Below are 23,346 nucleotides of genomic sequence, written 5' to 3'. Positions count from 1 at the left end.
GCCCACGCAGTTAAGGCATCACGCCGCAGCCGAGACCTTCGCGTCGGTCGCGACCTCCGAGATCGTCTTCAAGACCTGCGAGGCGATCTGGTAGGGGTCGCCCTGCGAGTTCGGGCGGCGGTCTTCCAGATAGCCCTTGTAGTCGTTCTTGATGAAGGAGTGCGGCACGCGGATCGAGGCGCCGCGGTCGGCAACGCCATAGGAGAACTTGTTCCACGGCGCAGTCTCATGCTTGCCAGTCAGGCGCTTGTCGTTGTCCGGACCATAGACGGCGATGTGATCCATCAGGTTCTTTTCGAACTGGGCCATCAGCGCCTCGAAATAGGCCTTGCCGCCGACTTCGCGCATGTACTTGGTCGAGAAGTTGCAGTGCATGCCCGAGCCGTTCCAGTCGGTATCGCCAAGCGGCTTGCAGTGGAACTCGATGTCGATGCCGTACTTTTCGGTAAGGCGCAGCAGCAGGTAGCGCGCCATCCAGATCTGGTCGGCGGCTTTCTTGGAACCCTTGCCGAAGATCTGGAACTCCCACTGGCCCTTGGCCACTTCGGCGTTGATGCCTTCATGATTGATGCCGGCGGCGAGACAGAGGTCGAGATGCTCCTCGACGATCTGGCGCGCGACATCGCCGACATTCTTGTAGCCGACGCCGGTGTAATAGGGTCCCTGCGGCGCCGGATAGCCGCTCTCGGGGAAGCCGAGCGGGCGGCCATCCTTGTAGAAGAAATATTCCTGCTCGAAGCCGAACCAGGCGTCCTCGTCGTCGAGGATGGTCGCGCGGCTGTTCGATGCATGCGGGGTGACGCCATCGGGCATCATGACTTCGCACATGACGAGAACGCCGTTGGTGCGCGCCGGATCCGGATAGAGCGCGACCGGCTTCAGCACGCAGTCGGAGCTGCGGCCTTCGGCCTGGTTCGTGGAAGAGCCGTCGAAGCCCCACAGTGGCAGCTGCTCAAGCGTCGGGAACTCGGCAAACTCCTTGATCTGGGTCTTGCCGCGCAGATTGGGGGTCGGGGTGTAGCCGTCGAGCCAAATATACTCGAGTTTGTATTTGGTCATTCCAGTGCCTCTCGTTGCTTGGACGCCGGGGCGGCATCAACGCATGGCCGGACCGAGCCGGCCTGCCGTGCGCTAAAATGCAATTCATATGCCACTCTCCTCGTCCAGGGTGCGGCAAAATGGTCATCGCAAAGCGTTGATTTTGCTGAGCCTGCGCAGCAATGCGCGGCGATCGTTCAGGCGCGCTTTCTGCATAAATATTGTGCAACGATTGATCTTTTTGTGAGCATATTGCCTAAATGAATCGCAGAACCTATCTTGGGAACAGATTTGAATCGACTTGCTCCTGAAGAGGTAGGAGGCCGCCAATGGAAGTCACCACGTCCCGTCCGTCGGCAAAGATCCTGATGTTCCCGCTTGCAGGCCGGGCGTCTGCCTCAAATTTAGGCGCGAAGGCGAAATTCGCGGCAGAGCTTGCCTCGTTGCGCAATACGCACGCAGATTTCGACGGCTGGTACCATCAGGCGGCAATCGAGGAAGAACACAAGCAGCGCAAGAGCTGACCAATTCTTTCCAGCTCGAGACGAGAAAAAGCCCGGCGCGATCGCTCGCGCCGGGCTCTTCATTTGCCGAGGATCGGCTACTGCTTGGCGTCCAGATCGGTGCCCAGCGTATCCCTGACGAAGATCATGCCGATGATCAGCGACATCGCGGCGATCACCACCGGGTACCAGAGGCCGTAATAGATGTCGCCCTTATAGGCGCTGAGTGCGAACACCGTTGCCGGCAGCAGGCCGCCGAACCAGCCATTGCCGATATGGTAAGGCAGCGACATGCCGGTATAGCGGATACGGGTCGGGAACATCTCGACCAGGATCGCGGCGATCGGCCCGTAGACCATGGTCACGAACACGACCAGGATGAACAGGATGCCGATCGTCACCGGCCAATTCACCGCCTCCGGATCGGCGACCATGGCAAAGGCACCACCACCCGGAATGTTGTATACGGTGACCTCGGGGGCGCCGGCCGCTTCCTCCTTGGTCAGCAGCTTGTCGGCCACCGCCTTGTCGGTCGGAACGGTCGTCTTCTCGCCGCCGCGGATCGCCGCCGCATCGAGCTTCAATTCCGGATTGGCTCCGACGAAGGCGTCGAGCTTCTGGTCCGGCACCTTGGCCGCGGCCCGCTTCAGCGGATAACCGCCATCCTGCAGAGACATGTTGACTGCCTTTTGGAAGGCGGCCTCCTTGGCCTTGGCCTGATCGCCGGCGGCGACGGCGTCATAGGACTGCACCGTCTCGTTGCCGATCTTGACCGTGGCGGCGGTGCCGGGTGCCGCCGTCGAAACGACGTCGTAAGGCACCGAGTTCTTGGTCAGGAACGAGGTCGCGATATCGCAGGATGTCGTGAACTTCGCCGTGCCGACCGGATTGAACTGGAACCTGCAGTCGCCGGGTGCCGCGGTCACCGTCGCGCGCGTGTTTTGCTGTGCGGTGGCCAGCGCCGGATTGGCGGCCCAGGTCAGCGCCTTGAACAGCGGGAAGGTGCAGACGATTCCCAAAGCAAGGCCGGCCATGATGATCGGCTTGCGGCCGATCTTGTCGGACAGCCAGCCGAACACGACGAAGAAGATCGAGCCGACGGCAAGCGCGATCGCGATCATGACGTTGACCGACCACGCGTCGACCTTCAGTACGTTCTGCAGGAAGAACAGCGCGTAGAACTGGCCGTTGTACCAGATCACGGCCTGGCCTGCGGTGAGGCCGAGCAGCGCCAAAAGCGCGATCTTGGCATTCTTCCACTGGCCGAATGCTTCTGACAGCGGCGCCTTGGAGCCCTTGCCCTCCTCCTTCATGCGCTGGAAGGTCGGCGACTCCGAAAGCGACAGCCGGATCCAGATCGAAATGGCAAGCAGCAGGAAGGAGACGATGAAGGGAATGCGCCAGCCCCAGGCAGCGTAGGTTTCCTTGCTGAGCGAACCCTGGACGATGAGGATGACGATCAGCGACAGGAATAGGCCGAGCGTTGCCGTCGTCTGGATCCAGGAGGTGTAGAAGCCGCGGCGATCGTCCGGCGCGTGCTCTGCGACATAGGTTGCGGCACCGCCATATTCGCCGCCAAGCGCCAGCCCCTGCAGCATGCGCAGCCCGATCAGTATCACCGGCGCCGCGATGCCCCAGCTGGCATAGCCGGGCAGCAGGCCGACCAGGAAGGTCGACAGGCCCATGATCGTCATGGTGACGAGGAAGGTGTATTTGCGGCCGACGAGGTCGCCGATGCGGCCGAACACAAGCGCGCCGAAGGGACGGACGAGGAAGCCGGCGGCGAAAGCCAGCAGCGCGAAGATGTTGCGCGTCGCCTCGGGGATGGTCGGGCTGAAGAAGGTCGCGCCGATGAAGGCGGCCAGCGAACCGTAAAGATAGAAATCGTACCATTCGAAAACGGTACCGAGCGAGGAGGCGAAGATGACCTTCTTTTCCTCCCGCGTCATGCCGCGGCTTTTTCCGCCGGCGGTCGATGCCATTGCCATTGATATATCCTCCCGTGGATCCCGTCTGTCCTCGATGGCTGCGCGCCACCGTCCGCAATTCCTCCGAACGCGGACTCAAAAAACGCGGCCAACGAGGGAAAAAATGGCAGAAAGCGCCCCCAAAAGGCACCGCGACGATGGGATTATGACTTTGGTATTAGATGCAATGCGAAGCGGAGCTCAGGCTTTGAGCGCCTCAAGCAGGCTGACTGCCGCCATCATGTCGCGCTTGCGGGCGGAGCGGCGCGCGACGGCTTCGGCATCCTGGCCCCAGTGCTCGATCTGCCAGTCTTCGTCGACATGGCCGGCGGCCCAGGCCTCCTCGCCGTCGAGCTCGCCGAAGTCGACGGCAAGCGCCAGCAGCGCTGAGCCGGTCAGCGAGGTCATGACGTGGATCGCGGCCAGACGCAGCGGCTCGACGCGCTGGGCAAGATGAGCGCCAAGGACGGCGATCGTCTCGCGCGGCTGCTCGACATGGATGACACCTTCGGCGAGGTTGAAGCGCACGCCGAGGTTGCTTCTTGCCCAATCGAGAACCGTATCCCAGAGCCTGTTCTGACGGTCTACCAGCCCCTGCGGGCCATCGGCTCGGTAGCAAAGCAGGTCCGACGAAGCGAAGCGCAGGACATCCTCCAGCACCGCTTGCGGGTCGCTGGCCACACCGTCGAGTGCCGTGTTGGCAAGGCGCATCACCGGCATGGTCACAGGGTCGATGATCTCGCGCTGGGCGGAAAATTCGTCAGCGACCAAAGCCGCCGCTCTTTCGGTCGGCAACACCAGCAGCGCCTTTCCCGGCGTGCGGACCGGCTTGCCGTCCAGATGGACGGCAAAACCGCCTTCGACCGGCACGACCGAAACCGCCTTGTAGAAACGCTTCGGCAGCGGCGTCTTCATCTGGATCTGGGCGCGGCGCACCGGATCGGGATCTGAAAGCTGCTTTCCCTCTTCGAGGTCGTTGAGGATGTCGCGCATCTCGAACTCCTTACGCTGGAACCTGCTTGCGCGACGGCCGATTGACGATGATCAGCCCGGCCGCAATCAGGCCGAGCGCCAGGAAGATCCTGATCGTCAGCGGCTCGCCCAAAAGCACGGCGCCGCACAGAACACCGAACACCGGCGACAGGAAGGCGAAGCTGGACAGGCCTGCCGCCGGATAACGCGTGAGCAGCCAGAACCACAAAACATAGGTGAAAGCGACGATATAGAAAGACTGGAACATCAATGCCAGTGTCGGCAATGCAGCGATTTCGCGGATCGGCGGGCCGGCGAACGGCATCACAAGGGCACCGACGACGGCGGCGCCCGCGAGTTGATAGAGCAGAAGCTTCTCGGCGCTGGTCTCGACCAGCTTCGATCGCTTGATGACGATGCTGGTCAACGCCCACAGGATGCCCGAGCCAAGACTGAGCAGATCGCCCGTCAGCGTCGCGTCATTGCCGCCGAAGATGCCGTCTGAGAACACGGCCAGAAGGCCGCAGAAGGCAAGCACGAGGCCCCCAAGCTTGCGCACGTTGATGCGCTCGCCGAGCAAAAAATGGCCGCCGATCAGGACCCAGAACGGCATGGTGTTGACCAGGAGCGTGTTGCGAGCGACGGTCGTGTATTCCAGCCCGATATAGAGAAACAGGAACTCGACGCCGAAGAGCACGCCGACGACAATACCGGCGCTGAGCGTCCCATCCGCTTCAAACAGCTTGATGCCGCGCAACCGGCACCAGCCGAGAACGCACAGCCCGCCGATGATCGAGCGCGCGATCGATACGAAGACCGGATCGTAGCCGGCATAGGAGACCTTGGCGGCGACGTAGTTCAGGCCCCAGGACAATGTCAGCCCGACCATCATGGCGGCCGCGGTCATGTCGACCGCGTCGCGTCGGCCGAATGTATCGGCAGCACCGCTCAATTGTCGTCCTCCGCGCTCTGCTCATCGAAGCCGAGCAAGTTCCAGCTTTGGCGCATATGCGGCGGCATCGGCGCGGTAACATCGATGACCCCCTGGTCTGGATGCGGGATAACGATGCGGCGCGCGTGAAGATGAAGGCGGTTCTGGATGCCGCCGGGAAACTCCCAATTGGTGTCGGCCTCGAAATATTTGGGATCGCCGATGATCGGGCAGCCGATATGGGCGGCATGGACGCGAAGCTGGTGGGTGCGGCCGGTATAGGGTTCCATTTCCAGCCAGGACAGCGACTGCGCCGCCTGCTCGACGACGCGGTAATAGGAAACGGCATGGTCGGCGCCCTTCTCGCCATGCTTGGCGATGCGCACGCGGTCGCCGTCCGGCGTCGCCTCCTTGACCAGCCAGGTCGAGATCTTGTCCTCGCGCTTCGGCGGCACGCCCTTGACCAAGGCCCAATAGGTTTTCTTCGTCTCGCGCGCCCGGAACGCTTCCGACAGCTTCATCGCGGCAAGGCGGGTGCGGGCAACGACCAGCACACCGGAAGTGTCACGGTCGAGGCGATGGACGAGGCGCGGCTTCTCGCCCTTCTGGTTGCGCCAGGCCTCCAGCATGTCGTCGACATTGCGCGTGACGCCGGAGCCGCCTTGCACGGCAAGCCCGGCAGGCTTGTTGAAGACGAAGACTTTCGGGTCCTCGTGCAGCAGCATCTTGGCCAGCACATCGGCATCGCCCTGGTTGCGGATCGAATGGCCGGTGAGCGCGGCGTCGCCCTTCTTGTCGACTTCGAGCGGCGGAATGCGCACGGTCTGCCCGGGCTCGACGCGCGTGTCGGCCTTCACGCGGCCGCCATCAACGCGGACCTGGCCCGAGCGCAAGAGCTTTTGCAGGTGACCGAAGCCGAGGCCCGGATAATGGACCTTGAACCAGCGGTCGAGCCGCATGCCCGCTTCGCCGGTCTCCACCGTGATTTGTTCGACACCTGCCATGGTTACGCTTTTCCGGTTGAAAGCGGCGCCATAGCACTAAGGCAGAGAGGTTGCGAGCCAAAGACCCAACAACGGACAAAGATCGCGCCAAAGACCGTTGCGCAGCCGCGGGCGCGGACGCCTCAGTTTGCGGCCGCCTTCTTGGCCTTGGACGAGCCGATCATCTTCCAGTTCTTGTAGAACATGGAATTGACGCGCTCGACGCTGACCGAGACGATGGCGAGAAGGTTGGCAATCAGGCCGGGGAATGGCGATGGACGGATGATATCCATGAACACGCAGTAGCGGCGTCCGTCATATTCGTTCACCGAACGGTGCAGCAGCGTGTCGTCGAAAATGTAAAGCGGGTTGTCGTGCCAGTAGTTCCTGGCGCCGTTGCACTCGACGAAAATCTCAGCCTTGACCGGCAACAGATTGTAGAGGATGCGCAGGCTGAGCCGCAGCGGCCCGAAATGCCAGGAAGTCGATTCCTTGCCTCTGAAGACTGAGACCGCGATGGTCTTGATGTATTTGAAATCCTTGTTGAATTCCGCGACGTTGTCGATCTTGTGCTTGCCATACCACTGATAGACATACATGCCGCGCCGACCGGTGCCGAAATTGGCGTCGATATCGGCGATGATCTCGTCCTTGCGAGCCTTGAAGACGTCGAGAACCTCGTTGACCTCGCGCTGATAGTCTGCGGGGAACTGCTCCAGCTTCCATACGCCCGGGTTCCGATAGCAAAGCAGGTCGACCAAAAGGTTGAATGGCGACAGCAGCCAGGTGAAGATGCCGTTGCCGAGGAAATAGCCGCGGAACAACGACAGATCCTTGTTTGCATTGCGCATCACGTCGATCAGACCGCAGACGATCCAGATCGTGGTCAGGATCGGGATAAAATAAAAGGCAAGCGCGAGAAGCGGGACTGCGATAGCAGCCTGACGAAGAGTCTTACGGGTTTGCTTTGTCATTGTCTTTCGCTTGGGAGCGCGATCCTGTTCGCATGAGCCAAATCACGGCGACCCCCGCCAGCCGTGCGCCTTCATAGGATTTTTCATGACGCGGCACAATCTGGAACAGGTTTGCCCGCTCACGATCGCGCCAGCATCTCGACTTTGCTGTCATGCCGACGAAACTTCGCCGCGAAGCACCCGGGCTCGCCGAGCCGCGGAAGCGGCTATTCCCGCTCTTTGCGCAGCTTTGCCCAGTATTCCAACCGCTTCTTGACCTCGCGCTCGAAGCCGCGCTCGGGCGGATCGTAGAAAGTGCGGCGGCCCATCTTTTCCGGGAAATAGTCCTGGCCGGAAAAGGCATCCGGCTCGTCGTGGTCGTAGCGGTAGCCGGCGCCGTAATCCTCTTCCTTCATCAGCTTGGTTGGCGCGTTGAGGATGTGCTTGGGCGGCAGCAGCGAGCCGAATTCCTTGGCCGCTTGTGTCGCCGCCTTGAAGGCGGTGTAGACGGCGTTCGACTTGGGCGCGGTGGCGAGATAGACGGTGGCCTCGGCGAAGGCGAGTTCGCCCTCGGGCGAGCCGAGATAATCGTAGGCGTCCTTTGCGGCATTGGCGACGACCAGGGCCTGCGGATCGGCAAGCCCGATATCTTCCACCGCCATGCGCACCAGCCGGCGGCCGAGATAGAGCGGATCCTCACCGGCATCGAACATGCGGGCGAGGTAATACAGCGCGGCGTCCGGATCCGAGCCGCGTACCGATTTATGCAGCGCCGAGATCAGGTTGTAGTGGCCGTCCTGGCCCTTGTCGTAGATCGGCGCGCGACGCTGGATGACGCGCTGCAGGCCTTCGGGCCCAAACACCTCGCCCGGCTTGGCGGCGCGCCAGACCTCCTCGGCGAGCGTCAGCGAGGCACGACCGTCGCCATCGCTCATGCGGATCAGCATGGCCCGCGCCTCGTCGTCGAGCGGCAGCGCCCTGCCCTCGGTCGCCTCGGCCCGCTCCAGCAGCTTGGCGATGCTCTCCTCGTCCAGCGAGCGGAAGACGAGCACCCGCGCGCGGGACAGAAGCGCCGCGTTCAGCTCGAAGGATGGGTTCTCCGTCGTGGCGCCGACCAGCACCACCGTGCCGTCTTCCATGACCGGCAAAAAACCGTCCTGCTGGGCGCGGTTGAAGCGATGGATCTCGTCGACGAAGAGCAGCGTCTGGCGGCCATTGGTCCGGCGCAATTTTGCTGCCTCGAACACTTTCTTCAGGTCGGCGACGCCGGAAAACACCGCCGATATCTGCTCGAAGGCGAGGTGGGTTTCGCCGGCGAGCAACCGCGCCACCGTCGTCTTGCCGGTGCCGGGCGGGCCCCAGAAAATCATCGAGCCGAGCGTGCCGGAATTGATCAGCCGCGTCAGCGCGCCATCCGGGCCGGTCAAGTGCTCCTGGCCAACGACCTCGCCAAGGGTCTTCGGGCGCAACCGGTCAGCCAGCGGCCGGCCAGGCGGCGCCTTCTCCGGTTCATCGACGCTGAACAGATCGGCCATGCACTTTTATTTGGTTGGAACGCGGCCCCTTTTCCAGAGCCTGCTCAGTAACGCAACACTTGGCGCAGTATCTGCCCACCGCGCTCGACGGTAAACCGCCACCACCGCGTGTCCTGCTGCGCAATCTGTGCCAGCGTCGCCGCCTTATCGATGCTGGTGCCGTTCACTTCGCGCACGATATCGCCCGGTTGGAAGCCGAAATCGGCGGCCGGTGAATCGCGGTTGATGTCGACCACGGTGACCCCCTTCATGTCGGTGCGCAGCCCGAGACGCTGGGCAAGGCGCGGCGAAAGCTCTGCCACCTTGGCGCCGGCGAAGGGGCTGCGGCCATGCAGCGTGACCTCGCTCGCCTTCGCGCCTTCGGGGGCGCGCTCCAGCGCAATCTCGAGCGTTGCCTGCTGGCCCTTGCTCAGTACGGCGAAGGTCGCCTTCGTACCGATCGACAGCGTCGCCATGCGGTAGTCCAGCGCCTCGATGCTTTCGACCGGCGTGTTGTTGAGCGACAGCACGACGTCGCCCGGCTTGAGCCCCGCCTTGCCGGCCGGTCCGGCCGCATCGACCGACGAGACCAACGCGCCGGTCGGCTTTTCCATGCCGAGCGATTCCGCGATCTGCGGTGTCACGGCTTCAAACTCGGCGCCGATATAGGGCCGCTCGAAGAAATCCAGGCCGGCCTTGGCGGCGTCGGCGAAAGCCCTGACCATGTTCGACGGAATGGCGAAACCGATACCGATCGAGCCGCCGCTGCGGCTATAGATAGCCGTGTTGATGCCGACCAGTTGGCCGCCCATGTTGATCAGCGCGCCGCCGGAATTGCCGGGATTGATGGCGGCATCGGTCTGGATGAAATAGCCGGAGTCGGAAACGCCGATATGGCTGCGGGCAAGCGCCGAAACGATGCCGCTGGTGGTCGTCTGGCCGACGCCGAAGGGATTGCCGATGGCGAGCACCAGGTCGCCGACCTCAAGCGCGTCGGAATCGCCGATGGCGATCACCGGGAACGGCTTGTCGGCGGAAATCTTGAGCACGGCAAGATCCAGTGTCTCGTCCTTCAGCATCACCTTGGATGTGAACTCGCGCCCGTCGGCCGTCGCGACCTTCACCTCGTCGGCATCCTTGATGACATGGTAGTTGGTGACGATCACGCCGCTCGGATCGACCAGCACGCCGGAACCGAGCGAAGACTGCGCGCGCGGCTGCGCGCGGCCGAAGAACTCCTCGAAGAAGGGATCGCCCTCGAACGGCGAGGTCACCTTTGCGGTCTGCGAGGCATAGACGTTGACCACGGCCGGCGCCGTCTGCTTGACCAGCGGCGCAAACGAAAGCTGCACCTCCTCGCGGCCGAACGGCACGCGCTTGTCGGGCCCGGAAGTGGAGTTCTCGCCCTCGACGCCATGCAAGAGATCGGTCAGCACGTCGGAAAGGCCAGGGTCGGCCGGCTTGGCGGCATCTTCTGCGAATGCCTGTCTGACGCTAGGAGCCGCGGCGAAAGCGGCAAGCGTGCAAACCGCAATAAGAAACAGCCGTTTGAGGTGCATTCCGAATCCTCCAGATCAGGCGCCATTGTCCCGACGATTGTGCAGAATGAAAGGCTAATGCACGGAAATACGATGCTTGTCGCGCAAAAGCGTGAGAACGAGAACGAAAATCCGCTCGCCCTGCTCGCTGGTTTCAGAACGAAAAAGGGGCCCCGAAGGCCCCTTGAATTCATTCGCTGAAAACCTGGCCTTATGCGGCCGCGGCTTCCTCTTCGCCGCCTTCGGCCTCGAGACGCGCGCGGTCGGCGGCGCCCTTGGCCGAGGTGTCGCGGTCGACGAACTCGATGACCGCCATGGCGGCATTGTCGCCGTGGCGGAAGCCCGCCTTCATGATGCGCAGGTAGCCGCCGTTGCGGCTGGCGTAGCGCGGTGCGATGGTTTCGAACAGGCGCTTGACGACGCCTTCATTGCCGATCTGCGCGATCACCTGGCGGCGGGCGTGCAGGTCGCCGCGCTTGCCGAGCGTCACCAGCTTCTCGACGATCGGACGCAGGTCCTTCGCCTTCGGCAGGGTGGTGACGATCTGCTCGTGCTCGATCAGAGACACGGCGAGGTTGGCGAACATCGACTTGCGGTGGCTCACGCTGCGGGCGAAGCGACGGCCTTTGAAACCGTGGCGCATGGCTCTTTTCCTTCTTTAGTTGTTCAAGAGGCCACGGCCTCTGATGGTTTTCCGCATGACCGTCGGATCGAGCGGCTCGCGCCGCCGATCCTTGGAATTCATGCTCAATATTGATCTTCGTAACGCTTGGCGAGGTCTTCGATGTTTTCCGGGGGCCAATCCGGCACTTCCATGCCGAGGTGCAGACCCATCGCCGCCAGCACTTCCTTGATCTCGTTCAGCGACTTGCGGCCGAAATTCGGAGTGCGCAGCATCTCGGCTTCCGTCTTCTGGATCAGGTCGCCGATATAGACGATGTTGTCGTTCTTCAGGCAGTTGGCCGAACGCACCGAAAGCTCGAGCTCGTCGACCTTCTTGAGCAGCGCCGGGTTGAAGGCCAGCTCGGTGACGGCCTCGGTGGCGACTTCCTTCTGCGGCTCGTCGAAGTTGACGAACAGGCTGAGCTGGTCCTGCAGGATGCGGGCCGCGAAAGCCACGGCGTCCTCGCCCGAGATCGAACCGTCGGTCTCGATGGTCATGGTCAGCTTGTCATAGTCGAGAACCTGGCCCTCGCGGGTGTTCTCGACCTTGTAGGAGACCTTCTTGACTGGCGAGTAGAGGCTGTCGACCGGGATCAAGCCGATCGGCGCGTCCTCGGCGCGGTTGCGCTCAGCCGGCACATAGCCCTTGCCGGTGTCGACGGTGAACTCCATGCGGATCTCCGCACCCTCGTCCAGCGTGCAGATCACGTGGTCGGGGTTGAGGATCTCGACGTCGCCGACGGTCTGGATGTCGCCGGCAAGGACGGCGCCCGGACCCTGCTTGCGCACGACCATGCGCTTGGGACCATCGCCTTCCATGCGGATGGCGATTTCCTTGATGTTGAGCACGATGTCGGTCACGTCCTCGCGCACGCCGGCGATGGACGAGAACTCATGCAGCACGCCGTCGATCTGCACGGCGGTGACGGCCGCGCCGCGCAGCGAAGACAGAAGCACGCGCCGCAGCGCGTTGCCGAGCGTGAGGCCGAAGCCGCGCTCGAGCGGCTCGGCCACGAGCGTGGTCAGCGTCTTCTTCTTCGACGAGAACTCGATCTTGTTCGGCTTGATCAGTTCCTGCCAGTTTTTCTGGATCATGGTGTCTTCCTTCCTTTGACCCGCCACCATCCAATCGTGGCGGGCAGCCTGGAATTGCCGCGGAGGAGCGCCTTGGCGCTCACGCGGCGTTCAAAAATATTAGACGCGGCGCTTCTTGCGCGGACGGCAGCCATTGTGCGGGATCGGCGTCACATCGCGGATCGAGGTGATCGTGAAGCCGGCGGCCTGCAGGGCGCGCAGCGCCGATTCACGGCCGGAGCCGGGTCCGCAGACCTCGACCTCGAGCATGCGCATGCCGTGTTCCTGGGCCTTCTTGGCGACGTCCTCGGCGGCCATCTGGGCGGCGAACGGGGTCGACTTGCGCGAACCCTTGAAGCCCTGGGCGCCGGCCGACGACCAGGCGATCGAATTGCCCTGCGCGTCGGTGATGGTGATCATCGTGTTGTTGAAGGTCGAATTGACGTGGGCAACGCCCGACGAGATGTTCTTGCGTTCGCGACGGCGAACACGAGCGGCTTCCTTGGCCATGGTAGTCCTTTCAGTTGATCTCTACACCGCCGTAACGCCAGCGGCTCCACCTTCGTAAGGGAGTAGGGGAATAGGGCAGTAAGGGAGTGGGAAATGAACGATCCGATTTCGGACTATTCCCTACTGCCTTACTCCCCTACTCCCTTATTCCCCTAATTACTTCTTCTTGCCGGCGATCGCCTTGGCCGGGCCCTTGCGGGTGCGCGCATTGGTATGCGTGCGCTGGCCGCGGACCGGCAGCGAGCGGCGGTGACGCAGCCCGCGGTAGCAGCCGAGGTCCATCAGCCGCTTGATGTTCATCGAGACCTCGCGGCGCAGGTCGCCTTCGACCTGGTAGTCGCGGTCGATCGTCTCGCGGATCTGCAGCACTTCCGCGTCGGTCAGCTGGTTGACGCGGCGGTCTGCCGGGATGCCGACCTTGTCGACGATCTCCTGGGCAAACTTCTTGCCGATGCCGTGAATGTACTGAAGCGCAATGACGACGCGCTTGTTGGTCGGAATGTTGACGCCGGCTATACGAGCCATGTTCTTTCATCTCCATTTGGGCCGGCCATCCTTCAAAAAGGCAGGCCCGGCGCTATCTAAGTTGCCCCGCGTCCGGTGGAGGCCGGCCCTTGCGGGAGTTTCCTGGTTCAAAACGGATGCCCTGCCCTTGCGGGCAAGCAAAGTCCATGCCTGATAGGAAGACGGGCCGCCATACCCCAATGGCTTCTTCCAGTCAAGCGCAATCTTTGCTTGCCGGAGCGGCCTAGCTCACCGCCGCCGTGAGCACCTTCTCGATCTCCGCGGTCACCGCGTCGATGCTGGCCATGCCGTCAACGCTAATCAGCCTGCCTTTGGCATAGTAGTAGCCGGTCAGCGGCGCCGTCTTCTTGTAATATTCTCGCAGGCGCTCCTCGAACACCGCCGGGTTGTCGTCCTTGCGCACCGGCTGGCTGGCCGCCTTGGCATCCTCGGCCCGCTTGACGATGCGCCCGACCAGCGCCTTGTCGTCGACGACGAGCTCGATGACGCTGTCGAGCGCGATGTTGCGCTCGGCGAGCATGGCTTCGACGGCATCGGCCTGCACCAGCGTGCGCGGATAACCGTCGAGGATGAAGCCCCTGGCGCAGTCGGGCTGGTCGATCCGCTCGGCGACGATCGCATTGACGATCGCGTCCGACACCAGCTCGCCGGCATCCATCACCGCCTTGGCCCGCTTGCCGACTTCGGTTCCGGCCTGGACGGCGGCACGCAGCATGTCTCCCGTCGAAAGCTGGGGTATGCCGTGTTTTTCTACCAGTCTCTGTGCTTGCGTCCCCTTGCCCGCTCCTGGCGGCCCAAGCAATATCAGCCTCATCTGCTCCTCTTACCCCCGCGCAACTTCGACTTCTTGATCAGGCCCTCATACTGGTGCGCGATCAGGTGACCCTGAATCTGCGCCACCGTGTCGAGCGTGACACTGACCACGATCAGAAGCGATGTGCCACCGAGATAGAAAGGTACGCCAGTCGCTGAAATCAGGAACTCAGGCAGCAGACACACCAGCACCAGGTAGATGGCGCCGATGACGGTGATACGCGTCAGAACATAGTCGATATATTCGGCGGTGCGCTCGCCCGGACGATAGCCCGGGATGAAGCCGGAATGCTTCTTGAGCTGGTCGGCCGTGTCCTTCGGGTTGAAGACGATCGCCGTGTAGAAGAAGGCGAAGAAAATGATCATCGCCGCATAGAACGCCATATAGAGCGGCTGGCCGTGGCCCAGCGCCGCAAGAACCGTGCTCGCCCAGGCAGGCAGGTTGGTGGTCTGCGAGAAGCCGGCAACCGTTGCCGGCAGCAGCAGCAGCGAGGAGGCGAAGATCGGCGGGATGACGCCCGAGGTGTTGAGCTTCAGCGGCAAATGCGAGGTATCGCCCTGGAACATGCGGTTGCCGACCTGCCGCTTCGGATACTGGATGAGCAGGCGGCGCTGAGCGCGCTCGAAGAAGACGATGACGCCGATGACGACGACGGCGAGCACGATGATCGCGAGAATCAGGCTCGTGGACAGCGCACCGGTGCGGCCGAGTTCCAGCGTGCCTGAAATGGCGTGCGGCAGACCGGCGACGATGCCCGAGAAGATGATCAGCGAAATGCCGTTGCCGATGCCGCGCGCGGTGATCTGCTCGCCGAGCCACATCAGGAACATGGTGCCGCCGACAAGCGTGACGACGGTCGAGATGCGGAAGAACATGCCGGGATCGGTGACGATACCGTTGCCGCCCTCCAGCCCGACCGAAATGCCGTAGGCCTGCACCAAGGCCAGCAGCACGGTGCCGTAGCGCGTGTACTGGTTGATGATCTTGCGGCCCTGCTCGCCTTCCTTCTTCAGCGCTTCCAGCGATGGGATGACCGAGGTCATCAGCTGCATGATGATGGAGGCGGAGATGTAGGGCATGATGCCGAGCGCGAAGATCGCCATGCGCTGCACGGCGCCGCCGGCAAACATGTTGAACATGCCGAGCACGCCCTTGCTCTGCGAGGAGAAGGCCTGGGCGAAAGCGTCGGGATTGATGCCGGGAAGCGGGATGTAGGTGCCGAGGCGGTAGACGAGCAGCGCGCCGACGGTGAACCAGATGCGCTTCTTCAGATCCTCGGCCTTGGCGAAGGCCGCAAAATTCAGATTGGAGGCTAGTTGTTCAGCAGCCGAAGCCATGCCTGATTTTCTCCGCTAGAGCATGATGCCGAAAAGTGTGAAGCGGTTTTCGGAAGACATCATGCTCTACTTCATTGATTTCTATGTCGCGCTCGATGCCCGCAGCTCAGGCGGCGCGTGTCACCGAAGCTCACGAGATAAGCTCCGGACCGTCAACATGCAAGCGGCCGCGTTGACGCGGCCGCCTAATTGATCAGATCAAAGCGCGGACGGGCGGCAAAAATGAAACCATACCCGCCGGCCGCGCTTCAAATCGCCGTTACTCGGCGGCGGCCGCTTCCGGCAGCTTCACCGAACCGCCCGCCTTCTCGATCTTCTCGATCGCAGCTTTGGAGGCGCCGGCGACGTCGAAGCTGAGCTTGGCCTTGAGCTCGCCGTCGGAGAGCACGCGCACGCCGTCCTTGGCGCGGCGGATGACGCCGGCAGCGATCAGGGTCTCAGCCGTCACGGTCTCCTTCGCGTCGAGCTTCTTGGCATCGACCGCAGCCTGGATGCGGGCAAGCGACACGACGGTGAAGCTCTTGGCGAACAGGTTGTTGAAGCCGCGCTTCGGCAGGCGCCGGTAAAGCGGCATCTGGCCGCCCTCGAAGCCGTTGATGGCAACGCCCGAGCGTGCCTTCTGGCCCTTGACGCCGCGACCGGCGGTCTTGCCAGAGCCGGAGCCGATGCCGCGACCGAGGCGCTTCCTGGAGTGCGTGGCGCCGTCCTTGTCACGCAGATCGTTGAGTTTCATGTTTCTGTCTCCTGCGCTTCCGTTCAGGCCTCGTCCACAACGCGGACGAGGTGCTGGACGGCGGCGATCATGCCGCGCACCGAAGGGGTGTCTTCCAGCGTGCGCCGCTTGTGCATCTTGTTGAGGCCGAGGCCGACCAGCGTCGCGCGCTGCTCCTTCGGCCGGCGGATCGGCGAACCGATCTGCTCGACGGTGATGGTCTTGGTAGCTTTCTTGGCCATGGTCGAAATCCCTGGTCAGCGTCGACTATTCTTCGGCCGCGACGGCGGTGCCGCGGCGGGCCTGAAGGGTCGAGTACTTGATGCCGCGCGCAGCAGCCACATCCTTCGGATGCATCTGGCTCTTCAGCGCGTCGAAGGTGGCGCGAACCATGTTGTAGGGGTTCGACGAACCCATCGACTTGGCGACCACGTCATGCATGCCGAGCGTCTCGAAGACGGCGCGCATCGGGCCGCCAGCGATGATGCCGGTACCCTGCTTGGCGGCGCGCAGCAGAACGCGTCCGGCGCCCCAGCGGCCCTCGACGTCGTGATGCAGCGTGCGGCCCGAACGCAGCGGCACGAAGATCATGTCGCGCTTGGCCGACTCGGTCGCCTTGCGGATCGCCTCCGGCACTTCGCGCGCCTTGCCGTGGCCGAAGCCGACGCGGCCCTTCTGGTCGCCGACGACGACGAGCGCGGCAAAGCCGAAGCGACGGCCGCCCTTCACCACCTTGGCGACGCGGTTGATGTGGACAAGCTTGTCCACCATGCCGTCGTCGCGCTCTTCGCGTTCACGCTCGCGGCCGCGGCCGCCTTCCCTACGTTCCTGTGCCATATCCTAGTCCTTGTTCTTTTCCGGAAGCACGGGTTGCTGTTTGCCGGCGCCTCTATCGACACCGGCGGTGAATTTCTCCTTTGCATGATCTTGTCCGAAAAGTCTGCAACTTTTCGGGATCATGCATTAGAAGCTCAGACCGCCTTCGCGGGCAGCCTCGGCCAGCGCCTTGACGCGGCCGTGATAGATGTACGGGCCACGATCGAAGACGACTTCCTTGACGCCGGCCTTCGACGCGCGCTCGGCGATCAGCTTGCCGACCGCGGCAGCAGCGGCGCTGTCGGCGCCGGTCTTGAGCGAGCCCTTCAGCTCCTTCTCCAGCGTCGAGGCGGCGGCCAGCGTGTGGCCCTTCGCGTCGTCGATGACCTGGACGTATATGTGCTTCGAGGTGCGATGCACCGAAAGCCGCGGCCGCTCCCCGGCGACCTTCTTGAGCTGGCGGCGCACGCGCTGCGCGCGGCGCTGGGTTGTTTCTTTGGGGCTAGCCATGATTCTGTTCCTTGCCTTCAGAAAACGGGGGCAACCGTGTGCGGTAGGCCAAGCCTCCCGCGGTCGCGCCCCGCGGCGATCAAAAGTCTTACTTCTTCTTGCCTTCCTTGCGGACAATCCGCTCGTCGGCATAGCGCACGCCCTTGCCCTTGTAGGGTTCGGGACCGCGATACTCGCGGATCTCGGCCGCGACCTGGCCGACCTGCTGCTTGTCGATGCCGGAGATCGTGATTTCGGTCGGCTTCGGCACGGAGATCGTGATGCCCTGCGGCGTCTCATAGACCACGTCGTGGCTGAAGCCGAGCGCCAGCTGCAGGTTCTTGCCCTGCATGGCGGCGCGATAGCCGACGCCGGTGATCTCGAGCTTCTTCTCGAAGCCGTCCTTGACGCCCTGCAGGATGTTGACGATCTGCGTGCGCGACATGCCCCACTTGGCGCGGGCGGTCTTGGTCTGGTCGCGCGGCTCGACCGAAATCTCGGCGCCTTCCATCTTGACCAGCACTTCGTCGTTGACCACGAACTTCAGCTCGCCCTTGGGGCCCTTGGCCGTCACGGTCTGGCCGTTGACGGTCGCGGAGACGCCCTGCGGCAGCGAAACGGGTTTCTTTCCGATACGAGACATTGTTGTCTCCTCTTCCTTTACTGCTGTGAATGGTGAATGGTGAATGGTGAAATGGCGAACGGCGCGGTCAAAAGTCCCGTGCAGTCTCACCATTCACTATTCACCATTGACCATTCACCCTTAGAAAATCTGGCAGAGGATCTCGCCGCCGACATTCTGCTCGCGCGCTTCGTGATCGGCCATGACGCCCTTCGGCGTCGAAAGGATGGCGATGCCGAGGCCGTTCGCGACATGCGGGATCGACTTGGCCGAGACATAGACGCGGCGGCCGGGCTTCGAGACGCGCTCGATTTCGCGCACGACCGGAGCGCCGTCGAAATACTTCAGTTCGATCTCGATTTCCGACTTGCCGTTCTCGAAGTCGGTCTGGCTGTAGTCGCGGATATAGCCTTCCGACTTCAGCACTTCGAGGACGCGGGCGCGCAGACGCGAGGCCGGGGTCGAGACGCTCGACTTCTTGCGGCCATAGGCGTTGCGGATGCGGGTCAGCATATCGCCGAGAGGATCGCTCAATGACATCTCAGTGTCTCCTTACCAGCTCGACTTGACCAGGCCCGGGATCTGGCCGTTGTTGCCCAGATCGCGAAGCGCGATGCGCGAAAGCTTGAGCTTGCGATAGTAGGCGCGCGGACGCCCCGTCACTTCGCAGCGGTTGCGGATGCGGATCTTGGCCGAGTTGCGCGGCAGCGCCGAAAGCTTCAACTGGGCGCGGAAACGCTCTTCCATCGGCTTGGACTGGTCCATGACGATGTCCTTGAGCGCCTTGCGCTTGGCGGCGTACTGACCGGCAAGCTTGCGGCGCCGGTTGTTCTTCTCGACTGAGCTGGTCTTTGCCATTTCAGATTTTTCCTTTTTCGCTGCCGTTACTGGCGGAAGGGGAAGTTGAAGGCCTTGAGCAGCGCTCTGGCCTCGTCATCCGTCTTCGCCGTCGTACAAACGATGACGTCCATGCCCCAGACCTGATCAACCTTGTCGTAGTTGATCTCCGGGAACACGATGTGCTCCTTGATGCCCATGGCGTAGTTGCCACGGCCGTCAAAGCTCTTCGGGTTCAGTCCGCGGAAGTCGCGAACGCGCGGCAGCGCGATGTTCACGAGGCGGTCGAGGAACTCGTACATGCGTTCCTTGCGCAGCGTGACCTTGGCGCCGATCGGCATGTTCTCGCGCACCTTGAAGCCCGCGATCGAGTTGCGGGCGCGGGTGACGACAGCCTTCTGGCCGGCGATCAGCGCGAGGTCGTCGGCCGCGACCGAGGGCTTCTTGGAATCGCCGGTCGCCTCACCGACGCCCATGTTCAGCACGATCTTGTCGATGCGCGGAACCTGCATCTCGTTGTCGTAGCCGAACTGCTCCTGCAGCGCCTTGCGGATGGTCTCCTGATAGACCTTCTTGAGGCGCGGCTCGTTCTTGGCAGCTGCCTGCTTGGTTTCAGCCTTAGCCATTGATGACTTCTCCCGAACGCTTGGCGACGCGCACCTTCTTGCCGTCCTTCTGGATGGCGAAGCCGACGCGGGTCGGCTTGCCGTCCTTGGGGTCGGCCAGCGCGATGTTCGACAGGTGGATCGGCGCTTCCTTGGTGATGATCCCGCCCTCTTGGGACTGGGTCTGCTTCTGGTGACGGCGAATGAGGTTCACGCCGCGGACCAGCGCGGTGTCTTCCTTCGGCTGCACCGACAGGACTTCGCCCGAACGGCCCTTGTCCTTGCCGGCAAGCACGACGACCTTGTCGCCTTTTCTGATCTTTTGCATGGGTCCGGCTCCTTACAGCACTTCAGGCGCGAGCGAGATGATCTTCATGTGGTTCTTGGCGCGAAGCTCGCGCGGAACCGGCCCGAAGATACGCGTGCCGATCGGCTCTTTCTTGTTGTCGACGAGAACGGCCGCGTTCTTGTCGAAACGGATCACGCTGCCGTCCGGACGGCGGATGTCCTTGGCCGTGCGAACCACGACCGCCTTCATCACGTCGCCCTTCTTAACGCGGCCGCGCGGGATGGCTTCCTTGATCGACACCACGATGATGTCGCCGACGGAGGCATACTTCCGCTTCGAACCGCCCAGCACCTTGATGCACATGACACGACGGGCGCCGGAATTGTCCGCGACGTCGAGGTTTGTTTGCATCTGAATCATGACTGGCCGCCTTCTTCTTTTCTAACGGGACGGGCTTTCACCCCTCCCCGGTCTGTCCAAAATTCGTTTCGTTCGCCCGGATCAAGCCTGATCCGCGGTGATGACGACCCAGCGCTTGTCCTTGGAGATCGGCTTCGATTCCTGGATGAACACCTGGTCGCCGACCTTATGGGCGTTATTCTCGTCATGCGCCTTGTACTTCTTGGTCAGGCGCACGGTCTTCTTCATCACGGGATGCGTGAAGCGCCGCTCGACCTTGACGACGACCGTCTTCTCGTTCTTGTCGCTGACGACGGTGCCCTGCAGGATGCGCTTTGGCATGGTTCTCGTCCTTAAGCCTTCTTGGCCGCGGCTTTTTCCGCGGCGATGGTCTTGATGCGCGCGATGTCCCTGCGGACCTGCTTCACGCGTGCGGTCTTCTCGAGCTGGCCGGTGGCCTTCTGGAAGCGCAGGTTGAACTGCTCCTTCTTGAGGGCGGCCAGGTCGTCGGCCAGCTGATCCTGGGTCTTGGTCCGGATGTCTTCGGCTTTCATGATCGCCTGTCCTTATTCTGCGATGCGCTGCACGAAGCGCGTCTTGACCGAGAGCTTGGCGGCGCCGAGACGCAGCGCCTCACGCGCGGTTTCTTCGCTGACGCCGTCGATCTCGAACATGATGCGGCCAGGCTTGACGCGCGCCGCCCAGTAGTCGACGGCGCCCTTGCCCTTACCCATGCGCACTTCGGTCGGCTTCGAGGTGACCGGCAGATCCGGGAACACCCGGATCCAGACGCGGCCGGCGCGCTTCATCTCGCGGGTGATCGCGCGGCGGGCCGCCTCGATCTCGCGCGCGGTGACGCGGTTCGGCTCAAGCGCCTTCAGCCCGAAACCGCCGAAATCCAGATTGGTGCCGCCCTTGGCGGTACCGTGGATACGGCCCTTGAACTGCTTGCGGAACTTTGTGCGCTTTGGCTGCAGCATCGTTCTAACTCCAAATTCTCAAATTTCTCAGGCGTTCTCGCGACGGCGACCGCGCTCACGCTCGCCGGTCTGACCGCCGTGATCGCCTTCCGTGGCGCGACGCTCCGACGCCATCGGGTCGTGCTCGAGGATCTCGCCCTTGAACACCCACACCTTGACACCGCAGATGCCGTACGCCGTGTTCGCCTCGGCCGTGCCGTAGTCGACATCGGCGCGCAGCGTGTGGAGCGGCACGCGGCCTTCGCGGTACCACTCCATGCGCGCGATTTCAGCGCCGCCGAGACGGCCGGAGCAGTTGATGCGTATGCCTTCGGCGCCGAGACGCATGGCAGACTGAACGGCGCGCTTCATGGCGCGACGGAACGCAATGCGGCGTTCGAGCTGCTGGGCGATCGACTGGGCGATCAGCGTGGCGTCGATTTCCGGCTTGCGCACTTCAACGATGTTGAGGTGCGTCTCGGACTTCGTCATCTCCATCAGCTTCCTGCGGAGCTTCTCGATGTCGGCGCCCTTCTTGCCGATGATCAGGCCCGGACGCGCGGCATGGATGGTGACGCGGCACTTCTTGTGCGGACGCTCGATCACGACCTTGGAGATCGCGGCCTGCTTGAGTTCCTTCTCAAGATACTTACGGATCTTGATGTCTTCATGCAGCAGCTGACCGTATTCGCCGGTGTTCGCGAACCAGCGCGAATCCCAGGTGCGGTTGATGCCGAGACGCAGCCCGATCGGATTGACTTTCTGGCCCATTATGCGGCCTCCCCTTTTTCCTCGACTTCACGAACGACGATCGTGAGGTGCGAGAACGGCTTTTCGATACGGCTGGCGCGACCACGGCCACGCGCGTGGAAACGCTTCATGACGATCGACTTGCCGACATAGGCTTCCGATACGATCAGCGCATCGACATCGAGGTCGTGGTTGTTTTCCGCGTTGGCGATCGCCGACTCCAGGGTCTTCTTGACCGTGCCGGAAATCCGCTTGGCCGAGAATTCGAGGTCGGAAAGCGCTGTCGCGACCTTCTTGCCGCGGATCAGCGCGGCAACCAGGTTCAGCTTCTGCGGGCTGATACGGATGGTGCGCAGAACGGCGCGCGCCTCGTTGTCAGCAAGCCTGCGCGGAGCTTTGGCCTTGCCCATGATTATTTCCTCTTCGCCTTCTTATCCGCGCCATGACCGTAATAGGTCCGGGTCGGAGCGAATTCACCGAACTTGTGGCCGACCATGTCCTCGTTCACGGAGACGGGAACGTGCTTCTGGCCGTTGTAGACACCGAAGGTGAAGCCGACGAACTGCGGCAGGATGGTGGAGCGACGGCTCCACATCTTGATCACCTCATTGCGACCGCCTTCACGAACCTTGTCCACCTTCTTGAGAAGGTAGCCGTCGATGAAGGGGCCTTTCCAAATCGAACGAGTCACTTGGCGTTACCTCTTCTTAGCTCTTGCGCTGATGGCGCGAGCGCACGATGAACTTGTCGGTCGCCTTGTTGGACCGCGTCTTCTTGCCCTTGGTCGGCTTGCCCCAGGGCGAAACCGGGTGACGGCCACCCGAGGTGCGGCCTTCGCCACCACCGTGCGGATGATCGACCGGGTTCATGGCCACGCCGCGATTGTGCGGGCGCTTGCCGCGCCACACCGTGCGGCCGGCCTTGCCGTCGTTGATGTTGCCGTGATCGGGGTTCGACACGGCGCCGACGGTGGCCATGCAGGAACCGTGCACGACGCGCTGCTCGCCCGAGTTGAGGCGCAGGATCGCCATGCCCTGGTCGCGGCCGACGAGCTGGGCGTAACCGCCGGCCGAACGGGCGACCTGGCCGCCCTTGCCCGGCTTCAGCTCGATATTGTGGACGATCGTGCCGACCGGCATCGAAGCCAGCGGCATCGCGTTGCCCGGCTTCACGTCGACCGCTTCGCCGGCCACGATCTTGTCGCCGGCGGCCAGACGCTGCGGCGCCAGGATGTAGGACAGCTCGCCGTCGTCATACTTGATCAGCGCGATGAAGGCGGTGCGGTTCGGATCGTATTCGATGCGCTCGACCGTGCCGACGACGTCGTACTTCTTACGCTTGAAGTCGATGATGCGGTACGAACGCTTGTGACCGCCGCCGATGAAGCGGGCGGTGATGCGGCCGTAATTATTGCGGCCGCCCGACTTGGTCAGGCCTTCGGTCAGGCCCTTGACGGGCTTGCCCTTGTAGAGGCCCGAGCGGTCGACGATGACCAGCTGACGGGTGCTCGGCGTTACCGGGTTGAATTTCTTGAGTGCCATTGTCC

Annotated in this window: 32 protein-coding genes; 1 reads left to right on the top strand and 31 read right to left on the bottom strand. The window is 62.8% G+C overall.

Features of this window, described 5'->3' with window-relative positions; translation table 11 throughout:
- Positions 1-18 precede the first annotated feature (18 nt).
- Positions 19-1,059: a glutamine synthetase beta-grasp domain-containing protein gene (locus A9K71_RS02095; protein ID WP_066989630.1), complete on the bottom strand. Its 1,041-nt coding sequence runs from the start codon at positions 1,057-1,059 to the stop codon at positions 19-21.
- A 308-nt stretch (positions 1,060-1,367) separates the two neighbouring features.
- On the opposite strand from A9K71_RS02095, the gene A9K71_RS02090 reads away from it, so the two are divergent.
- Positions 1,368-1,562, top strand: coding sequence for a DUF2735 domain-containing protein (locus A9K71_RS02090; protein WP_066989627.1), 195 nt, complete (start codon positions 1,368-1,370; stop codon positions 1,560-1,562).
- A 77-nt stretch (positions 1,563-1,639) separates the two neighbouring features.
- Here the strand turns inward: A9K71_RS02090 and A9K71_RS02085 are convergent, their stop codons facing one another.
- The 30 genes from A9K71_RS02085 to rplB form a co-directional block, all read right to left on the bottom strand.
- Complete coding sequence (locus tag A9K71_RS02085; protein WP_066989625.1) at positions 1,640-3,529, bottom strand: MFS transporter; 1,890 nt, start codon at positions 3,527-3,529, stop codon at positions 1,640-1,642.
- A 180-nt stretch (positions 3,530-3,709) separates the two neighbouring features.
- A complete protein-coding gene (locus A9K71_RS02080; protein WP_066989623.1) occupies positions 3,710-4,501 on the bottom strand; it encodes an ATP12 family chaperone protein in 792 nt (263 codons plus the stop codon).
- 10 nt (positions 4,502-4,511) lie between these two features.
- On the bottom strand, positions 4,512-5,387 hold the full coding sequence (locus A9K71_RS02075) for a DMT family transporter (RefSeq protein WP_066989911.1): 876 nt from the start codon (positions 5,385-5,387) through the stop codon (positions 4,512-4,514).
- 41 nt (positions 5,388-5,428) lie between these two features.
- Complete coding sequence (locus tag A9K71_RS02070; RefSeq protein ID WP_066989621.1) at positions 5,429-6,415, bottom strand: RluA family pseudouridine synthase; 987 nt, start codon at positions 6,413-6,415, stop codon at positions 5,429-5,431.
- 122 nt (positions 6,416-6,537) lie between these two features.
- Complete coding sequence (locus A9K71_RS02065) at positions 6,538-7,368, bottom strand: aspartyl/asparaginyl beta-hydroxylase domain-containing protein (RefSeq protein WP_066989619.1); 831 nt, start codon at positions 7,366-7,368, stop codon at positions 6,538-6,540.
- 206 nt (positions 7,369-7,574) lie between these two features.
- Positions 7,575-8,882 carry a replication-associated recombination protein A gene (locus A9K71_RS02060; RefSeq protein ID WP_066989617.1) on the bottom strand — a complete coding sequence of 436 codons (1,308 nt, stop codon included), beginning with the start codon at positions 8,880-8,882 and terminating at the stop codon, positions 7,575-7,577.
- 44 nt (positions 8,883-8,926) lie between these two features.
- On the bottom strand, positions 8,927-10,420 hold the full coding sequence (locus A9K71_RS02055; protein WP_066989615.1) for a DegQ family serine endoprotease: 1,494 nt from the start codon (positions 10,418-10,420) through the stop codon (positions 8,927-8,929).
- 190 nt (positions 10,421-10,610) lie between these two features.
- A complete protein-coding gene (gene rplQ, locus A9K71_RS02050; RefSeq protein ID WP_066989613.1) occupies positions 10,611-11,042 on the bottom strand; it encodes a 50S ribosomal protein L17 in 432 nt (143 codons plus the stop codon).
- A gap of 104 nt (positions 11,043-11,146) precedes the next feature.
- The gene (locus A9K71_RS02045) at positions 11,147-12,157 is read right to left on the bottom strand and encodes a DNA-directed RNA polymerase subunit alpha (protein WP_059188661.1); all 1,011 of its coding nucleotides are present in this window, start codon (positions 12,155-12,157) and stop codon (positions 11,147-11,149) included.
- A gap of 99 nt (positions 12,158-12,256) precedes the next feature.
- The gene (gene rpsK / locus A9K71_RS02040) at positions 12,257-12,646 is read right to left on the bottom strand and encodes a 30S ribosomal protein S11 (protein WP_006205444.1); all 390 of its coding nucleotides are present in this window, start codon (positions 12,644-12,646) and stop codon (positions 12,257-12,259) included.
- Positions 12,647-12,802: 156 nt separating this feature from the next.
- Positions 12,803-13,171 carry a 30S ribosomal protein S13 gene (gene rpsM / locus A9K71_RS02035; protein WP_027170351.1) on the bottom strand — a complete coding sequence of 123 codons (369 nt, stop codon included), beginning with the start codon at positions 13,169-13,171 and terminating at the stop codon, positions 12,803-12,805.
- Between the two features lie 223 nt (positions 13,172-13,394).
- Positions 13,395-13,985 carry an adenylate kinase gene (locus A9K71_RS02030; protein WP_066989610.1) on the bottom strand — a complete coding sequence of 197 codons (591 nt, stop codon included), beginning with the start codon at positions 13,983-13,985 and terminating at the stop codon, positions 13,395-13,397.
- Positions 13,982-15,322, bottom strand: a complete 1,341-nt coding sequence (gene secY / locus A9K71_RS02025) for a preprotein translocase subunit SecY (protein WP_066989608.1) — start codon at positions 15,320-15,322, stop codon at positions 13,982-13,984. The genes A9K71_RS02030 and secY overlap by 4 nt, the downstream gene beginning before the upstream one ends.
- Positions 15,323-15,581: 259 nt before the next feature.
- The gene (gene rplO / locus A9K71_RS02020) at positions 15,582-16,055 is read right to left on the bottom strand and encodes a 50S ribosomal protein L15 (protein WP_066989606.1); all 474 of its coding nucleotides are present in this window, start codon (positions 16,053-16,055) and stop codon (positions 15,582-15,584) included.
- Positions 16,056-16,078: 23 nt separating this feature from the next.
- A complete protein-coding gene (gene rpmD, locus A9K71_RS02015) occupies positions 16,079-16,276 on the bottom strand; it encodes a 50S ribosomal protein L30 (RefSeq protein ID WP_027170355.1) in 198 nt (65 codons plus the stop codon).
- A 25-nt stretch (positions 16,277-16,301) separates the two neighbouring features.
- Complete coding sequence (gene rpsE, locus A9K71_RS02010; protein ID WP_027046810.1) at positions 16,302-16,871, bottom strand: 30S ribosomal protein S5; 570 nt, start codon at positions 16,869-16,871, stop codon at positions 16,302-16,304.
- Between the two features lie 126 nt (positions 16,872-16,997).
- Positions 16,998-17,360 carry a 50S ribosomal protein L18 gene (gene rplR / locus A9K71_RS02005; RefSeq protein WP_066989604.1) on the bottom strand — a complete coding sequence of 121 codons (363 nt, stop codon included), beginning with the start codon at positions 17,358-17,360 and terminating at the stop codon, positions 16,998-17,000.
- Between the two features lie 88 nt (positions 17,361-17,448).
- Entirely contained in the window at positions 17,449-17,982 is a 534-nt protein-coding gene (gene rplF, locus A9K71_RS02000) for a 50S ribosomal protein L6 (RefSeq protein WP_066989602.1), read from the bottom strand.
- Positions 17,983-18,102: 120 nt separating this feature from the next.
- On the bottom strand, positions 18,103-18,501 hold the full coding sequence (gene rpsH, locus A9K71_RS01995; protein ID WP_066989600.1) for a 30S ribosomal protein S8: 399 nt from the start codon (positions 18,499-18,501) through the stop codon (positions 18,103-18,105).
- Between the two features lie 12 nt (positions 18,502-18,513).
- On the bottom strand, positions 18,514-18,819 hold the full coding sequence (rpsN, locus tag A9K71_RS01990) for a 30S ribosomal protein S14 (protein WP_059188495.1): 306 nt from the start codon (positions 18,817-18,819) through the stop codon (positions 18,514-18,516).
- Between the two features lie 26 nt (positions 18,820-18,845).
- Positions 18,846-19,424 carry a 50S ribosomal protein L5 gene (gene rplE, locus A9K71_RS01985; RefSeq protein WP_066989598.1) on the bottom strand — a complete coding sequence of 193 codons (579 nt, stop codon included), beginning with the start codon at positions 19,422-19,424 and terminating at the stop codon, positions 18,846-18,848.
- Positions 19,417-19,731 carry a 50S ribosomal protein L24 gene (gene rplX, locus A9K71_RS01980; RefSeq protein ID WP_059188493.1) on the bottom strand — a complete coding sequence of 105 codons (315 nt, stop codon included), beginning with the start codon at positions 19,729-19,731 and terminating at the stop codon, positions 19,417-19,419. Before rplX ends, rplE begins: the two co-directional genes overlap by 8 nt.
- 12 nt (positions 19,732-19,743) lie before the next feature.
- The gene (gene rplN / locus A9K71_RS01975) at positions 19,744-20,112 is read right to left on the bottom strand and encodes a 50S ribosomal protein L14 (RefSeq protein WP_006205457.1); all 369 of its coding nucleotides are present in this window, start codon (positions 20,110-20,112) and stop codon (positions 19,744-19,746) included.
- Positions 20,113-20,193: 81 nt separating this feature from the next.
- Complete coding sequence (gene rpsQ / locus A9K71_RS01970; RefSeq protein WP_040970380.1) at positions 20,194-20,433, bottom strand: 30S ribosomal protein S17; 240 nt, start codon at positions 20,431-20,433, stop codon at positions 20,194-20,196.
- 11 nt (positions 20,434-20,444) lie between these two features.
- Positions 20,445-20,645 (bottom strand): 50S ribosomal protein L29, encoded by a 201-nt coding sequence (gene rpmC / locus A9K71_RS01965; protein ID WP_040970379.1) that lies wholly within the window; start codon positions 20,643-20,645, stop codon positions 20,445-20,447.
- Positions 20,646-20,657: 12 nt separating this feature from the next.
- Complete coding sequence (gene rplP, locus A9K71_RS01960; RefSeq protein WP_027170364.1) at positions 20,658-21,071, bottom strand: 50S ribosomal protein L16; 414 nt, start codon at positions 21,069-21,071, stop codon at positions 20,658-20,660.
- Between the two features lie 27 nt (positions 21,072-21,098).
- Positions 21,099-21,821: a 30S ribosomal protein S3 gene (rpsC, locus tag A9K71_RS01955; RefSeq protein WP_066989596.1), complete on the bottom strand. Its 723-nt coding sequence runs from the start codon at positions 21,819-21,821 to the stop codon at positions 21,099-21,101.
- On the bottom strand, positions 21,821-22,210 hold the full coding sequence (gene rplV / locus A9K71_RS01950) for a 50S ribosomal protein L22 (RefSeq protein ID WP_066989594.1): 390 nt from the start codon (positions 22,208-22,210) through the stop codon (positions 21,821-21,823). Before rplV ends, rpsC begins: the two co-directional genes overlap by 1 nt.
- 2 nt (positions 22,211-22,212) lie before the next feature.
- A complete protein-coding gene (rpsS, locus tag A9K71_RS01945) occupies positions 22,213-22,491 on the bottom strand; it encodes a 30S ribosomal protein S19 (RefSeq protein WP_006205463.1) in 279 nt (92 codons plus the stop codon).
- Positions 22,492-22,507: 16 nt separating this feature from the next.
- Positions 22,508-23,341 carry a 50S ribosomal protein L2 gene (gene rplB / locus A9K71_RS01940; protein ID WP_040970375.1) on the bottom strand — a complete coding sequence of 278 codons (834 nt, stop codon included), beginning with the start codon at positions 23,339-23,341 and terminating at the stop codon, positions 22,508-22,510.
- Positions 23,342-23,346: the final 5 nt, after the last annotated feature.

The organism is Mesorhizobium sp. WSM3873 (assembly GCF_001672445.1).
GTDB lineage: Bacteria > Pseudomonadota > Alphaproteobacteria > Rhizobiales > Rhizobiaceae > Mesorhizobium.
This window is presented reverse-complemented; position numbering and strand designations above follow the sequence as displayed.

What these genes read in the sequence shown, in the direction of transcription:
- A9K71_RS02095 (WP_066989630.1), bottom strand. Translation starts at nt 1,059, where the DNA reads ATGACCAAATACAAACTCGAGTATATTTGGCTCGACGGCTACACCCCG.
- A9K71_RS02090 (WP_066989627.1), top strand. Translation starts at nt 1,368, where the DNA reads ATGGAAGTCACCACGTCCCGTCCGTCGGCAAAGATCCTGATGTTCCCG.
- A9K71_RS02085 (WP_066989625.1), bottom strand. Translation starts at nt 3,529, where the DNA reads ATGGCAATGGCATCGACCGCCGGCGGAAAAAGCCGCGGCATGACGCGG.
- A9K71_RS02080 (WP_066989623.1), bottom strand. Translation starts at nt 4,501, where the DNA reads ATGCGCGACATCCTCAACGACCTCGAAGAGGGAAAGCAGCTTTCAGAT.
- A9K71_RS02075 (WP_066989911.1), bottom strand. Translation starts at nt 5,387, where the DNA reads ATGACCGCGGCCGCCATGATGGTCGGGCTGACATTGTCCTGGGGCCTG.
- A9K71_RS02070 (WP_066989621.1), bottom strand. Translation starts at nt 6,415, where the DNA reads ATGGCAGGTGTCGAACAAATCACGGTGGAGACCGGCGAAGCGGGCATG.
- A9K71_RS02065 (WP_066989619.1), bottom strand. Translation starts at nt 7,368, where the DNA reads ATGACAAAGCAAACCCGTAAGACTCTTCGTCAGGCTGCTATCGCAGTC.
- A9K71_RS02060 (WP_066989617.1), bottom strand. Translation starts at nt 8,882, where the DNA reads ATGGCCGATCTGTTCAGCGTCGATGAACCGGAGAAGGCGCCGCCTGGC.
- A9K71_RS02055 (WP_066989615.1), bottom strand. Translation starts at nt 10,420, where the DNA reads ATGCACCTCAAACGGCTGTTTCTTATTGCGGTTTGCACGCTTGCCGCT.
- rplQ (WP_066989613.1), bottom strand. Translation starts at nt 11,042, where the DNA reads ATGCGCCACGGTTTCAAAGGCCGTCGCTTCGCCCGCAGCGTGAGCCAC.
- A9K71_RS02045 (WP_059188661.1), bottom strand. Translation starts at nt 12,157, where the DNA reads ATGATCCAGAAAAACTGGCAGGAACTGATCAAGCCGAACAAGATCGAG.
- rpsK (WP_006205444.1), bottom strand. Translation starts at nt 12,646, where the DNA reads ATGGCCAAGGAAGCCGCTCGTGTTCGCCGTCGCGAACGCAAGAACATC.
- rpsM (WP_027170351.1), bottom strand. Translation starts at nt 13,171, where the DNA reads ATGGCTCGTATAGCCGGCGTCAACATTCCGACCAACAAGCGCGTCGTC.
- A9K71_RS02030 (WP_066989610.1), bottom strand. Translation starts at nt 13,985, where the DNA reads ATGAGGCTGATATTGCTTGGGCCGCCAGGAGCGGGCAAGGGGACGCAA.
- secY (WP_066989608.1), bottom strand. Translation starts at nt 15,322, where the DNA reads ATGGCTTCGGCTGCTGAACAACTAGCCTCCAATCTGAATTTTGCGGCC.
- rplO (WP_066989606.1), bottom strand. Translation starts at nt 16,055, where the DNA reads ATGAAACTCAACGATCTGCGTGACAAGGACGGCGCCACGCACTCCAGG.
- rpmD (WP_027170355.1), bottom strand. Translation starts at nt 16,276, where the DNA reads ATGGCCAAGAAAGCTACCAAGACCATCACCGTCGAGCAGATCGGTTCG.
- rpsE (WP_027046810.1), bottom strand. Translation starts at nt 16,871, where the DNA reads ATGGCACAGGAACGTAGGGAAGGCGGCCGCGGCCGCGAGCGTGAACGC.
- rplR (WP_066989604.1), bottom strand. Translation starts at nt 17,360, where the DNA reads ATGGCTAGCCCCAAAGAAACAACCCAGCGCCGCGCGCAGCGCGTGCGC.
- rplF (WP_066989602.1), bottom strand. Translation starts at nt 17,982, where the DNA reads ATGTCTCGTATCGGAAAGAAACCCGTTTCGCTGCCGCAGGGCGTCTCC.
- rpsH (WP_066989600.1), bottom strand. Translation starts at nt 18,501, where the DNA reads ATGTCATTGAGCGATCCTCTCGGCGATATGCTGACCCGCATCCGCAAC.
- rpsN (WP_059188495.1), bottom strand. Translation starts at nt 18,819, where the DNA reads ATGGCAAAGACCAGCTCAGTCGAGAAGAACAACCGGCGCCGCAAGCTT.
- rplE (WP_066989598.1), bottom strand. Translation starts at nt 19,424, where the DNA reads ATGGCTAAGGCTGAAACCAAGCAGGCAGCTGCCAAGAACGAGCCGCGC.
- rplX (WP_059188493.1), bottom strand. Translation starts at nt 19,731, where the DNA reads ATGCAAAAGATCAGAAAAGGCGACAAGGTCGTCGTGCTTGCCGGCAAG.
- rplN (WP_006205457.1), bottom strand. Translation starts at nt 20,112, where the DNA reads ATGATTCAGATGCAAACAAACCTCGACGTCGCGGACAATTCCGGCGCC.
- rpsQ (WP_040970380.1), bottom strand. Translation starts at nt 20,433, where the DNA reads ATGCCAAAGCGCATCCTGCAGGGCACCGTCGTCAGCGACAAGAACGAG.
- rpmC (WP_040970379.1), bottom strand. Translation starts at nt 20,645, where the DNA reads ATGAAAGCCGAAGACATCCGGACCAAGACCCAGGATCAGCTGGCCGAC.
- rplP (WP_027170364.1), bottom strand. Translation starts at nt 21,071, where the DNA reads ATGCTGCAGCCAAAGCGCACAAAGTTCCGCAAGCAGTTCAAGGGCCGT.
- rpsC (WP_066989596.1), bottom strand. Translation starts at nt 21,821, where the DNA reads ATGGGCCAGAAAGTCAATCCGATCGGGCTGCGTCTCGGCATCAACCGC.
- rplV (WP_066989594.1), bottom strand. Translation starts at nt 22,210, where the DNA reads ATGGGCAAGGCCAAAGCTCCGCGCAGGCTTGCTGACAACGAGGCGCGC.
- rplB (WP_040970375.1), bottom strand. Translation starts at nt 23,341, where the DNA reads ATGGCACTCAAGAAATTCAACCCGGTAACGCCGAGCACCCGTCAGCTG.